The organism is Streptosporangium sp. NPDC001559, assembly GCF_042893955.1.
Classification (GTDB): domain Bacteria; phylum Actinomycetota; class Actinomycetes; order Streptosporangiales; family Streptosporangiaceae; genus Streptosporangium.
This window is the reverse complement of the sequence record NZ_JBIAVG010000010.1, coordinates 202,396-214,918: the sequence shown is the minus strand read 5'-3', so window position 1 is coordinate 214,918 and position 12,523 is coordinate 202,396. Positions and strand designations below refer to the sequence as shown.

The window sequence follows — 12,523 nt, the reverse complement described above, 5'->3', positions numbered from 1 at the left end:
CGCCCGGCCCCGTGACACGCGTTCCGGCCCTCGCGGCGACGACGGGGAGGGCTTTCCCCGAACGCCGCTGGGCGCGGCGTCCTGAGGAGCCCGCGCGGCCGGTCCGCCTGCTCACCACCGCCACGGCGCTCGCCGCCTGCGCCGCCGCCGTGGTGGCGGCGGTGGCGGTGACATCGGTCAGGAACCGGCGCACGGGGTGAACCGTACGAACGGGATGCGCCTGCCGGCCTCGCGGTGCTCGTCCACCGTCCATCGACCGCTCACGGCGGCGGTCGCCCCGCTTCGAGTTCGGCCGATCGGCCAAGTCGGTCGGACGGCGCACGCGCGGCGCGGCCGTGTCAGACGACGGCCGTAGGACCTACGCCCAGGAGGGTAGGCGGGAGATCATCCGGCGGGAGGAACCGGGAGCGCGATCACCGGCCGAGAATCAGCAGTGCGGCACCGGAGATCATCGGGGCATCCGGCGACCGCAGCCACAGAATTCGCACGCCGCGTTCTTCGCGTATCCAGCACAGGAGTCCACGTGACCCGTCTTCGTCCCGCGTTCACCGTCGTCGCCGTCACACTGTCGGCCGCGGCCTTCGTGGGGGCGCTGTCCCTCCCGGCCCAGGCGCAGGCCCAGCCTCCGCAGCCCTGCACCACCGGCCCGAACGGCCCCGCCTGCCACGCGCCCGGCGTCGACCCCAAGTAGCCCGGTCTGCCGGATCCGTCCCTCACACGCAGGTCAGGTACGGCTCAGCCGGAGCACGGGACCCCTCGCCCGGGTCCGCCGGAACGCCGTGCCGCCTGTGACCCCCCACCCTCGAAAGGAACCCGCGCCATGCGTATCCGCCCCCTGATCGCGGCGGCCCTGGTCACCGTGTCCACCACGGCCACGCTCGCGATCTCCGCCGCACCGGCCGGCGCCGGCACCGACTGCGTGCAGGCGGCCAACTACGCCTACCAGCTCTGGCGCTCCACCGGCATGGGCGAACGCGCCGCCGCCGAGCGGGCGAGCGTCACCTACAACGCCTGCGTCCAGATGACCTGATCGTGCCGGGGCGGGTGAGGCGACCTTCGCCCGCCCCGATCACCCCGCGTCCGGGACGTCAGCCCGGGCCGCCCTCCGACCCGTGAAGAAGGTGGGCGACGACGTCCGCGGCCGTGTAGTCGCCGGGCAGGTCACGCAGGAAGCCGAGGTCCTGGCCGAGGGTGAGCAGGGCGGGCTCGGCGTAGCCGTCGAGGCGGCGCTGCCCGAGCCCGATCGCGCTGACGAGCCCGTTGCACAGGCACCTGCGGCCGGCCGTGTCGCTCTCCGGCCGGTTCTTGCGGACGTAGGTCTCGACCGGCTCCGCCGGGCAGCGGTAACCGACCTCACCGTCGGCCTTGAGGTACGGCGCGCGCAGATGTCCCATGTCGCACAGACGCGGACGGGCGGCGTAGACGCCGGGGTCGGCCACGGTGCCGGGCAGGGAGGCGACCTTGAAGGGGAACCCGGCCGGTGAGGCGCCGGGGTCGTTGCGGACCGGCAGGGTGCCGCCGGAGGCGGCGTCGAGCAGACGGCGCCGGAGCGTCTCCTCAAGTCCGGACTCCCTGCACAGGGCGAAGGCCGTACCCACCTGGACGCCGGTGGCGCCCGCCCGCAGCGCCCGTGCCAGCCCTCGCCGCCCGGCCTGGCCACCGGCCAGCCAGAACGGCAGCCCGAGTGCGGCGATCCTCCCGGTGTCCACCCGGTCGCGGGGGCCGTAGAGAGGCTCGCCCTCCTCGTCGAGACGGAGCCTGCCCCGGGGCGGGGCGCTGTGGCCACCGGCGACGGGACCCTCGACCACGAACCCGTCGGGCCGGGTCTCGGGCCTCCTGGCCAGGTAGACGGCCAGCACGTCGGAGGAGACGACGGCCAGGAGCCGGGGGCGTTCGAGCGGGGGCGGGCGGAGGGGGCCGTGCAGGGTGGCGGGGTCGACGCCGACGGTGTACCGCCGCCCGGACTCGGCCCCGGCGACGGTGACCGAGATCTCGGCGGGCCGGTGGACGGCGAGGGCGTCGAGCAGGCCGGGGATCTCGGAGGGGATGCCCGCGCCCATGAGCACGTAGTCGACGCCGGCGAGCATGGCGCCGTAGACCGCCGCGGGCGTGGCCAGCTGGATCTTCTCCAGGTAGTTGACGCCGACCGGACCGTCGTGACCTTCGCGGGCCAGGAACACCTCGGCGAAGTTGGCGGCCACGGTCAGTTCGGTCCGGCCGGGGTGCGGGCGCAGCCCGAGCCTGGGCACCGGCCGGTACGGCTCGCCGGGCAGGACGCCGCCGGGCACGTGGTAGCGCTTCCAGATCCGTTCCGCGACCTCGGGGAAGGGGAAGGCGTCCAGGGCGCGGCGCAGGTCACCGCCCGGATCGCCCTGTTGCAACCGGCGGGCCAGCACGACGTCCAGGGCGACGCCGGACACGACACCGAGCTGCCCGGTGGTGGAGACGGCCCGCGCCAGCCGCCATCCGGACACGCCGACCCCCATACCGCCCTGGATGATCGTGGGAAACGCGGTGTCGAGCGGCAAGACGGGACCTCCCGGTCGTCGGTGTCTGGAACGGGGCGCGGCGGTCATCCGCCGGAGGACATCGCGGCGCCCACCGTGACGAAGGCGGCGCCCGCGCCCATCAGGACCGCGCCCAGGCCGACGGTCAGGGAGGTGATCTGCCAGGCCTGGTAGGCCGTCATCAGCGAGGCGCGCAACGTCTCGCCCATGAACGCGGTCTGGCGCAGCGCGGCGAGGGAGTCGTCCTGGCCTCCGGCGGCGTGCAGCTCCGCGGTGACCTCGGAGTAGGTCCGGCCCCGTGTGGCGTGGCGTACGTTGCCACCGATCATGTCGGCGAACGCGCGGGCCTGGACGCCGTCCTCCACCTGGTGCCCGGCGTACGCGGTGAGCTCCGGAGGCAGCCCCCTCTCCGGGAAGGTGATCCGCTGCCGGGAGAGCTCGTCGCGGATCTCGTCCCTGCCCCGCAGGCCGCGGGCCGCCATCGCGGCGCCGGCCGTCAGGGTGGTGACGCCGACGGCGCCAACCAGCGTCGCCGCCAACCGGCGCGGGTCGTTCATGAGGGTCTCCTTCGTCGTGACGGCATGGGCTCTGTCAGGAGTTTTCGGCGGCGGGCGGGGTGCGATGAAGGGGCACAGGCCCCTGCTCGGCAGGCCGAAAGTCCCAAATCCGGGTAAAGGAGCGGCCGGAAGGACTTTGGTCCCCCAGGTGATGGTCCTTGAGCCCATGCCCGCCACCCATCTGAGGATTTACCGTGAGGTGAATTCAGCGCCCCGTGACATCCGGCGGAAGAGAACGGCCATGCCCGCGGAACCGGCGAGGGCGGCGTCCTCGGACCCCTCTCCGCGCCCGCGTCCGGACGCGCCGTCACGCCGGTGCTCCGGCCGCCGAGGGAAAGGCGACGAGAGTGACACCGGTCGAGGTTCGCATCGAGAGGAGACGGCCGTCAGGTCCGGACGAGCCCGTACGCCGTCGAGGGCCGTGGCACCTGTGGGCCAACGCGCTCGTGGTGGCGTGGCTGGGGCTGACGGTCACGGCCGCGTCGGCGGGGGAGGCGCTGCCCGCGCCGCGCTGGCTGCTGGTCCACGTCCTCCTGCTCGGCGCGGTCACCACCGCCGTCCTGATCTGGAGCGAGCACTTCACCGTGGTGCTGCTGCGCGCCCGCACACCGGACCCGCGTCTCGGCCTGACCCGGCTGGGGCTGCTCAACGCCGCCACGGTGGCCGTGCTGTACGGCGTCTCCGCCGGACCGGTCGCGGTGGCCGTGGGCGGGGCGGCCGTGATCGTGGCGGTCGTGCTCTGGCACGCGGCCACACTGGTACGGCTGGCACGCGGCGCGCTGCCCGGCCGGTTCGGCCATGTCGTCGCCTGGTACGTGTGCGCGGCCGGGGCCCTGGCGGCCGGGGGCGTCCTCGGCGGGCTGCTGGCCGCGCAGGTCGGTCCCGGCGTCCCGCACGAGAGGATGCACGCGGCGCACGCCCAGGTGAACCTGCTCGGCTGGGTCGGCCTGACCGTGCTCGGCACGTTGTTCACGCTCTGGCCGACGGTGCTGCGCACCCGCCTGTCCGAGCGGACCCGCGGGGCCTCCTCCACCGGCCTGAAACTGGCGGTGCCCGGCCTGGTGCTGCTGACCGGCGGCCTGCTGGCGGACCTCCGCTGGGTGGCGGCGGCCGGGCTGGCATCCTACGCGGCCGGGACTGCGGCGGCGCTGGCGCCGCTCGCGGAGGCGGTGCGTTCCCGCCGCCCGCGCACCGGCGCGGCCTGGACGATGGGGGCCGCCGTCGTCTGGTTCGAGATCGCGCTCGTGATCGACGTGGTGATCGTCGTCACGCGGCCGACCGGCGAGGTGGCCGGGGCGCTTGAACCGCTGCTGCCCCTGGTGCTGGCCGGGTTCGTCGCCCAGGTGCTGCTCGGTTCGCTGCTGCACCTGCTTCCCGCGGTGCTGGGCGGCGGCCCGGCCCGGTTCAAGGAGAACGCGGCGCTGCTCGAACGCGGCTGGGCGGTACGGCTGGCCGCGTTCAACCTCGGCACGCCGCTGCTCGTGCTTCCCGTGCCGCGTCCGCTCGCCGTACTGGGCTGGGTCCTGGTGCTGGCCTCGGGCTCGGCGTTCGTCGTGCTCGCCGCGCTCACCCTGCTGCGGGCGGCCACCCCGGACGCCCCGGCCACTGCGACGACCGGCACGGGAAAGACGACCGGCACGGGAAAAAGGCGCGGCGTTCCCGTCCTGGCCGGGGTGGCCGCCGGATGCGTGCTGACGGCCGCCGCGGTCGTGGCGGCGGCCGGCGGCGGGTCCGGTCCCGCGACGAAGGTCGTCGCCACGGGCGCCAGAACGGTCGAGGTGACGCTGTCGGGGATGCGCGTCCGGCCCTCGGTGATCGAGGCCGCTCCGGGCACCGTCCTGACGCTCCGCGTCACCAACGCCGACGCCCAGCGCCACGACCTGCGGCTGACGACCGGTGAGCGCTCCCCGGCGCTGGCGGCCGGGGAGAAGGCCACGCTGACGCTGAAGCCGCTCGGCGAGGCGGTCGACGGCTGGTGCACCGTGGCCGGGCACCGGGCGGCGGGAATGACGATGCGGATCGTCCCCTCGCCCGTCCCCGTCGTCTCCCCGGAGGCCGGGCGATCCACGGGGACGGCCGGGCCGGGGGAACACGGCGGACACGGCGGGACGGGGAACGGTACGGCCCGCCTCGACCTCGCCGCGCCGATGTCACCGGCCTGGAGGCCGTACGACGCGACGCTCAGGCCCGCGCCGGGCGGCGGAGAGCACGCCGTGGAGATCCGGGTGGACGATCGGGCCGTGCGGGAGGTCGCGCCGGGGGTGCGGCAGCGGGTGTGGACGTTCAACGGGACGGTTCCCGGGCCGGTTCTGCGGGGCAGGGTCGGCGACGTGTTCACGGTGACGTTCGTCAACGGCGGGTCCATGGGGCACGGCATCGACTTCCACGCCGGTGCGACCGCTCCCGACGGGCCCATGCGCACGATCCAGCCGGGTGAGCGGCTGACCTACCGGTTCCGCGCCGACTTCGCGGGAGCGTGGCTGTACCACTGCTCGACCATGCCGATGAGCCAGCACATCGCGAACGGCATGTACGGAGCCGTGATCATCGACCCGCCGGACCTGGCACGTGTGGACCGCGAGTATCTGCTGGTCTCGGGGGAGCTGTACCTGGGGGAGCCGGGCGGCGAGGCCCAGGTCGTCAAGCTGCGCGAGGGCCGTCCCGACGGGTGGACGTTCAACGGGACCGCCGCCGGTTACGACCACGCCCCGCTGGAGGCGAAGGCCGGTGAGCGGGTGCGGATCTGGGCGGTGGCGGCGGGGCCGAACTCGGGGACGGCGCTGCACGTGGTCGGGACGCCGTTCGACACCCTCTACGAGGAGGGGTCCTACCGGCTGCGCGCCGGCGACCCGGGCGGTGCGCAGGTGCTGGACCTGGCCCCGGCGCAGGGGGGCTTCGCCGAACTGGTCTTCCCCGAGCCGGGCACCTATCCGGTGGTGGACCACCTGATGCGTAACGCCGAGGCCGGAGCGCACGGGCTGTTCCGGGTGAGCGCGTCATGACGTGGTGGACGGTGGTGCGCTTCGCGCACGTGCTGTCGGCGGCGCTGTGGGTGGGCGGGCAGCTGACGGTCTCACTGGTGTTGCTGCCCCTGGCCCGGCGGCTGCTGGACGCGGAACGGCGTGGCCGGGTGCTGACCGCGGTCGGCCGCCGCTTCGGGATGTTCACCGGCGCGGTGTTCCTGCCGGTGCAACTCGGTACGGGCGTCGCCATCGCCTGGCACAAGGGCGTCACCTGGGCCTCGCCGGCCGAGCCCGGCTACGGGCGGACCCTGGCCGCGAAGCTGGCGTTGTTCTGCGCGGTCATGGTCGCGGCGGCCCTGCACGGATGGGCCGTGCGCGCCGGACGCCCCGCCTTCGCGCGAAGCATGGCGGTGACGGCGCTGGTCGGCTCGGTCGGCGTGGTACTTCTGGCGACCGTCCTGCCCGCCACCTGAGCCCGTCTCCCCGGTCTCGTCCCTCCGGCCCGGGCGGTGCCGGTCATCTCCGCGGTCGTCTGGTGGCCGCGGAGACGACGCTGTCGAGCAGGCCGGGGAAGAGCTCGTCGAGGTCGGCCCTGCGCAGGGAGTTGATCTTCGAGGTGCCCTGGTAGACCTGGTTGATGACCCCGGCCTCGCGCAGGACGCGGTAGTGGTGCGTCCCGGTGGACTTGCTGACGGCGAGGTCTATCTCCGAACAGGCGGCTCCGTCCTCCGTCGTGGCGAGGAACCGCACCACCTCCAGCCGCATGGGGTCGGAGAGCGCGTGCAGCACCGCCTCCAGCCGGATCTCCTCGACGTCCGGGTGTTCCAGAACTCTCATGTGTGTCTCCCCTCCGCGTTCTCCTCGATATTACGTTAATTGTCGTACTACGATGAATCTCGTACTACGATGAGCGTCGTACAAACCTGCCGAACGAACCGGGAGTCCCCATGCTGTTCGACCCCATCACCCTGCGCTCGCTGACGATTCCCAACCGTGTCTGGATGGCGCCGATGTGCCAGTACTCGGCCGCCGCGGACGGCCCCGAGGCGGGAGTGCCGCACGACTGGCACCTGTCCCACCTGGCGGCCCGCGCGGTGGGCGGCGCCGGGCTGATCCTCGCCGAGGCCACGGCCGTCTCCCCGGAGGGCCGGATAACCCCCGCGGACCTGGGACTGTGGAACGAACGCCAGGAGCAGGCGTTCACCCGCGTCACCCGGTTCCTCCAGAGGCACGGCACCGTACCCGGCATCCAGCTCGCGCACGCCGGGCGCAAGGCCTCGACGGACCGGCCGTGGCGCGGAGGCGGGCCGGTCGGCGTCGCCGACGGCGGCTGGCAGCCGGTCGCGCCGAGCCCGATCCCGTTCGCCGAGAACCATCCGGTGCCGAGGGAACTGACCGTGGAGGAGATCCGGCGCGTCGTCGACGACTTCGCCCAGGCGGCCCAGCGCGCCCTGCGGGCGGGCTTCCAGGTCGTCGAGGTGCACGGCGCGCACGGCTACCTGATCGGGGAGTTCCTCTCCCCGCACAGCAACCGCCGCACCGACGCCTACGGCGGCTCGTTCGACAACCGCATCCGTCTCGCGCTTGAGGTCGTCGAGGCCGTACGCGCCGTCTGGCCTGAGGAACTCCCCGTGTTCTTCCGCGTCTCGGCCACCGACTGGCTCACGGAGAACCCCGAGGACGAACGTGAGGGCTGGACGGTCGAGGAGACCGTGCTCCTGGCCAGGGAACTGCTCTCCCGCGGCGTCGACCTGCTCGACGTCTCCAGCGGAGGGAACGCGCCCCGCGCGAGGGTCCTCACCGGCCCCGGCTACCAGGTGCCGTTCGCGGCCCGGGTCCGCGCCGAGACCGGCATGCCGGTGGCCGCCGTCGGCCTGATCACCGAGCCGCGCCAGGCGGAGGAGATCCTCACCTCCGGCCGGGCCGACGCCGTGCTGCTCGGCCGCGAACTGCTCCGCGACCCCCACTGGCCCCACCGGGCCGCCCGTGAGCTGGAGCTCTCCTCACCCCTTTCCTGGCCCGAGCAGTACGGCTATGCCGTCTGACCGGCCCGGCCCGGCCACGGGCCCGGGTGACCAGGACCGGGCCGCCGGAGGGAGAGACGGGCTCAGACGGTCTCCAGGGTGGTGGTGATCTCCACGCAGCCGCCGATGGTTCGCGCGATGGGGCAGTGCCGGGTGTGCCGGTCGTGGGCGCGTGCCACCTCGGCGGGGTCCACCCCCTCGGCCAGGCGTACCCGGTAACGCACGTGGACGGCGGCGATTCGCAGCACCCCGCCGTCGTTGACGACGATCCCCTCGGCCTCGGACGTCAGCGCGCCGTCGGTGGTCGGCTGGCCGAGCTGCCCGAGCATGCCGGACAGGGTGCCTGTCAGGCATCCCGCGGTGGCGCCGACCAGGTAGTCCAGGGTGGTGGCGTGCGGCTCGATGGTGTCGAGCGGCACCTTGTAGTGTTCGGCCACGCCGCCGTGCATACCCATGGGCACCTGCCCGTCCAGGGGAACGGTGACCAGCTTGGTGCGTCCGGGCGCGGCCTCGACGCTCACCCGGGAGGTCTCGACGACGGCGCTGCTGTCGATCATGGTGCTGCTCCTTGTTGGGGCGGAATGGCGGTCAGCCGGCGGCGTTGGACGCCTCGGCGGTCAGTGCGCCGAAGTCGACGGGGGTGCCGTCCAGCGGGACGACGGCCGCCACGTAGCAGTCGGGGCGCACGAGGTAGACGACATCCTGCTCGCCGGCGTAGATGTCCCACATCTTGTCGGACAGCACGGTGAGCGTGCCGGGACCCGCCGGCGCGGGGGCCAGGACGCGGCGCCGGACCCAGGCAGGGGCGGGGATGGCGTCGAGCGCGGCGCTCAGCCCGGGGGTGAGGCCGTCGCGACCGGGTACGGCGAGCAGGGTCAGCGACCCCGCCGTGATGGCGCGCAGTGTGGTCGCGCGGCCACCCTCGGCGCAGCGCAGGTCGGGCAGCGGCGCACCCGGCCGCACCCGGGGAGAGGACAGGACGGTCGGCGCGGTCAGCGGCGATTCGTAGTAGGGGAAAGGCTCGTACAGCCTGCCGCTGTCCACCCGGTGGGCCTGGCCGGGGTCGTCGGCGGCCGCCGCGAGAGCGGCGTCGCGTTCGCGGCGGCCGGGCTCGCCGTCGGGGGTCATGAACCTCATGGAGGCCCCGGTCAGCTCCAGGTTGTGGTCGGCCGCAGCCGCCCGCTCGGTCTCGTAGCTGTCCAGGAGCGCGCTCCCGGCCTTGCCGTTGAGCACGAGACCGAGCTTCCAGGCCAGGTTCTCCGCGTCCTCCATGCCGCTGTTCATGCCGCGGGCGCCGAACGGCGAGACGACGTGCGCGGCGTCGCCCACCAGGAACGCGCGGCCACTGCGGAAGGCCGAGGCCCTGCACTGCTGGAAGGTGTAGGTGTTGCTGCGGACCACCTTCGCCGGGTGGTCGCCGATCACGGTGGCGATCCGCGCCCGCACCCGCTCGGGCTCGGTGAGAGCGTCGGCGTCGGCGTCCAGCGGGATCTGCCAGTCCAGCCGCCACAGTCGCCGGCTCACCCCGTGCATGAGCACGATCCCCTCGGGATAGAAGGGCGGGTTGAACCACAGCCGCCGCTCCCGCCTGAACGGCAGTTCGGCCTCGAAGTCGGCGACGAGGAAACGTCCTTTGGTCTGCCAGCCGTCGAAGGTGATGCCCAGGCGGCGCCGTACGCCGCTGCCGATGCCGTCGGCCGCGACGAGGTAGGCGCCGGTGTGGGTCTCCGGTCCTTCGGGGCCGTCGGCGGTGACCCGCACGCCGGAGTCGTCCTGCTCGAAGCCGGTGACCGTGCGCTCCAGTCGGATGTCCACCAGACCGGTCGCGAGCGCCGCGTCGTAGAGCATCTCCTCGATGCGGAACTGCGGGAAGTTCACGAACGGCGGGTAGATCTCCTCGCCGTGCGGCGGGAACCTGAGCTGGAGTATCTCCTTGTCGCCGTAGTACGTGCGGCCCAGCGACCAGCTCATCCCGTCGTTGACGATCTCGTCGGCCACGCCGAGACGGTCGTACAGCGCGAGGATGTCGCGTTGTACGGTGACGGCTCTGGACTGCCGGCAGCTCGGCTGGTCACGGCGCTCCAGCACCACCGAGCGCACGTTCTGCCTGGCGAGCAGGATCGCGGTGGCCATGCCCACGGGCCCCGCGCCCACGATCACCACGTGCGGGAAAGAACCTGAGCTGTCCGGCAGAGCCATCGCCACCTCCGAAGTGACCGATATCCGGTTACTACGACCGTATATTGGTCATAGCGTGCCCTGTTTGCGGCGGGACTTCAAGAGGGACGACAAGATGCGACGCGAATCGATGTTGGCGCGCGAGCGGGAGAAGCGCGATAATCGCTCGTGTAGCCCGATTTTCGACTAGGAGTGAGACCGTGACCGAGGAACCGGCCAGATCTGGCGAAATCGCGCAAACGCTCGATCGGGGGCTGCGCCTGCTGGAGATCCTCGCGGAGGTGGACCAGGGGTTGTCGCCGACCGAGGCCGCCGCCCGGCTCGGCGTCCACCGCTCCATCGCCGCCCGCCTGCTGGCGACCCTGCTGCACCGCGGATTCGTCCGGCGCAACCGTGAGGGACGTTACCTGCTGGGCATGGGGCTGTTCACCCTGGCGCGCCAGGTTTCACAGAATCTCATGGTGGTCGCGGGGCCGTTGCTCACCGAGATCGCCGAGCGGCTCGACGCCACCGCCGTCATGCATGTCGCCGACGGGGACGGGGCCGTCACCCTGGCCTCGGTCGAGCCCAAGCGGGCCAGTTTCCACATCGGCCTGCGCACCGGCTCGCGGCATCCGCTGGGCACCGCCGCCACCGGTATCGCCATCCTGGCCGGACGCCCCCCCGAGCCCGGCGAGAGCGACAAGGTCAGCCACGGGCGCGGCCGCGGGTACGTGGTCACCACCGGCGAGCTGGTCCCCAACTTCACCGGCATCGCCGCCCCGATCGTGGTCAACGGCTGGTGTGACGCCAGTGTCGGCGTGGTGATCCCGAAGGAGCGCAAGCACGACGAGAAGGTTCTGGCCGGCGAGGTGATCGCCCTGGCGGGGCGCATCGCACTCGGCCTGACCTGACCTCCGGCCTGCCCTGGCGCAGGTGTGACGGCCCCGGAGCCCCGAGCGGGCACCGGGGCCTTTCGCATGTCCGGGCGATTGACAACCCTCCGCCCGTGCGCAAGGATCGCCGATATACGGTCTATGTAACCGATAATAGAACGCCAACAGAGCGCAGGGCTCGACCCCGGATTGAGGTGGGCATGGTCTACTACAGGCGTCTGGGCGAGGTGCCACGTAAACGGCACTCCCAGTTCCGCGGCGCCGACGGCGCCCTCTACCACGAGGAGATGCAGGGCGAGGAGGGGTTCAGCTGGACCCAGTCGTTCCTGTACCACCGCAGGATCCCGACCGCCATCACCGCGGCGGAGAGCCACGCCGACGGCGGCGGGCCGATGCGGCCCAACGATCCGCTGCTGCCACGGCACCTGCGCACCCACGCCTTCGAGCCGGGCGGGGACCCGATCCTGGGCCGTCGGGTCCTGATGGGCAACTCCGAGGTGACGATCTCCTACGTCGCCGCCGACGCCGACAGCCCCCTGTACCGCAACGCGGTCGGCGACGAACTCGTCTACGTCGAGGCGGGCTCGGCCGTGCTGGAGTCCCCCTACGGCCGGATGGAGGTCGGCGACGGCGACTACGTCGTCATCCCCACCTCCACGACGCACCGCTGGCGGCTGCTCGGCGGCGAGCTACGGCTGTTCGTGGTGACCGCGTCCGGCGGCGGGCACATCAGGCCGCCCAAACGGTTCATGTCGCCGTTCGGGCAGTTCCTGGACGGCTCGCCGTACAACGAACGGGACATCCGCGGCCCCGAGGAGCTGACCTCCGCCGACGGACCGGCCGAGGTGTACGTCAGGCACCGGCGTGGCGTCACCCGCTACACCTACGCCTACCACCCCTTCGACGTGGTCGGCTGGGACGGCTACAACTACCCCTACGCGCTGTCCATCCGTGACTTCACCCCCTCGACCGGCGCGCTGCACCTGCCGCCGCCCACCTACATCACCTTCGAGGGGCCGGGCTTCGTCATCTGCTCCTTCGTGCCGCGCATGTACGACTACCACCCGGACGCGGTGAAGGTCCCCTACAACCACGCCAACGTGGACTCCGACGAGGTGCTGTTCTACTGCGGCGGCGACTTCATGAGCCGTGCGGGCACGGGCGTCGGCATGGGGTCCGTCTCCCTGCACCCGGCCGGCTACATCCACGGCCCGCAGCCGGGCAGCGCCGAGAAGAGCATGACGGTGACCAGGACCGAGGAGTACGCGGTCATGGTGGACACCTTCAAACCGCTCGACCTCGGCCCCCACCTCGACGAGGCGGAGGACCCCGGCTACGCCTGGTCGTGGGCCCGCGGCGCCGGCGTCGACGTCGGCGGGTGAAACGCTCGCCTTCCCACTCAGAAGGGCCCTGCGACCA

At 72.7% G+C, this 12,523-nt stretch carries 13 protein-coding genes; 8 read left to right on the top strand and 5 right to left on the bottom strand.

Annotated elements, in window-relative coordinates; translation table 11 throughout:
- The first annotated feature begins 11 nt into the window (after positions 1–11).
- From ACFYY8_RS23185 to ACFYY8_RS23175, 3 genes are all read left to right on the top strand, one after another.
- Positions 12–200, top strand: coding sequence for a hypothetical protein (locus ACFYY8_RS23185; RefSeq protein ID WP_390044089.1), 189 nt, complete (start codon positions 12–14; stop codon positions 198–200).
- A gap of 323 nt (positions 201–523) precedes the next feature.
- Entirely contained in the window at positions 524–691 is a 168-nt protein-coding gene (locus ACFYY8_RS23180; protein WP_390044087.1) for a hypothetical protein, read from the top strand.
- 129 nt (positions 692–820) lie between these two features.
- The gene (locus tag ACFYY8_RS23175; RefSeq protein WP_390044085.1) at positions 821–1,030 is read left to right on the top strand and encodes a hypothetical protein; all 210 of its coding nucleotides are present in this window, start codon (positions 821–823) and stop codon (positions 1,028–1,030) included.
- Between the two features lie 58 nt (positions 1,031–1,088).
- Here ACFYY8_RS23175 and ACFYY8_RS23170 read toward each other — a convergent pair whose 3' ends face one another.
- Both ACFYY8_RS23170 and ACFYY8_RS23165 read right to left on the bottom strand, forming a co-directional pair.
- Positions 1,089–2,528 carry a nitronate monooxygenase gene (locus ACFYY8_RS23170; protein WP_390044083.1) on the bottom strand — a complete coding sequence of 480 codons (1,440 nt, stop codon included), beginning with the start codon at positions 2,526–2,528 and terminating at the stop codon, positions 1,089–1,091.
- A 44-nt stretch (positions 2,529–2,572) separates the two neighbouring features.
- Positions 2,573–3,064: a hypothetical protein gene (locus ACFYY8_RS23165; protein ID WP_390044081.1), complete on the bottom strand. Its 492-nt coding sequence runs from the start codon at positions 3,062–3,064 to the stop codon at positions 2,573–2,575.
- Between the two features lie 347 nt (positions 3,065–3,411).
- Between ACFYY8_RS23165 and ACFYY8_RS23160 the strand changes: the two genes are divergently transcribed.
- Positions 3,412–6,066: a multicopper oxidase domain-containing protein gene (locus ACFYY8_RS23160; RefSeq protein ID WP_390044079.1), complete on the top strand. Its 2,655-nt coding sequence runs from the start codon at positions 3,412–3,414 to the stop codon at positions 6,064–6,066.
- Positions 6,063–6,500 carry a hypothetical protein gene (locus tag ACFYY8_RS23155; RefSeq protein ID WP_390044077.1) on the top strand — a complete coding sequence of 146 codons (438 nt, stop codon included), beginning with the start codon at positions 6,063–6,065 and terminating at the stop codon, positions 6,498–6,500. The genes ACFYY8_RS23160 and ACFYY8_RS23155 overlap by 4 nt, the downstream gene beginning before the upstream one ends.
- A 43-nt stretch (positions 6,501–6,543) precedes the next feature.
- Here ACFYY8_RS23155 and ACFYY8_RS23150 read toward each other — a convergent pair whose 3' ends face one another.
- Entirely contained in the window at positions 6,544–6,864 is a 321-nt protein-coding gene (locus ACFYY8_RS23150; protein ID WP_390044075.1) for an ArsR/SmtB family transcription factor, read from the bottom strand.
- A gap of 110 nt (positions 6,865–6,974) precedes the next feature.
- On the opposite strand from ACFYY8_RS23150, the gene ACFYY8_RS23145 reads away from it, so the two are divergent.
- Positions 6,975–8,072 (top strand): NADH:flavin oxidoreductase/NADH oxidase, encoded by a 1,098-nt coding sequence (locus ACFYY8_RS23145; protein ID WP_390044073.1) that lies wholly within the window; start codon positions 6,975–6,977, stop codon positions 8,070–8,072.
- Between the two features lie 62 nt (positions 8,073–8,134).
- Here the strand turns inward: ACFYY8_RS23145 and ACFYY8_RS23140 are convergent, their stop codons facing one another.
- A complete protein-coding gene (locus ACFYY8_RS23140; protein WP_390044071.1) occupies positions 8,135–8,608 on the bottom strand; it encodes an OsmC family protein in 474 nt (157 codons plus the stop codon).
- A gap of 31 nt (positions 8,609–8,639) precedes the next feature.
- Entirely contained in the window at positions 8,640–10,250 is a 1,611-nt protein-coding gene (locus ACFYY8_RS23135) for an FAD-dependent monooxygenase (RefSeq protein WP_390044069.1), read from the bottom strand.
- A gap of 179 nt (positions 10,251–10,429) precedes the next feature.
- Between ACFYY8_RS23135 and ACFYY8_RS23130 the strand changes: the two genes are divergently transcribed.
- Entirely contained in the window at positions 10,430–11,122 is a 693-nt protein-coding gene (locus ACFYY8_RS23130) for an IclR family transcriptional regulator (protein ID WP_390044067.1), read from the top strand.
- A gap of 182 nt (positions 11,123–11,304) precedes the next feature.
- The gene (locus ACFYY8_RS23125) at positions 11,305–12,486 is read left to right on the top strand and encodes a homogentisate 1,2-dioxygenase (protein ID WP_390044065.1); all 1,182 of its coding nucleotides are present in this window, start codon (positions 11,305–11,307) and stop codon (positions 12,484–12,486) included.
- The last annotated feature ends 37 nt before the right edge of the window (positions 12,487–12,523 follow it).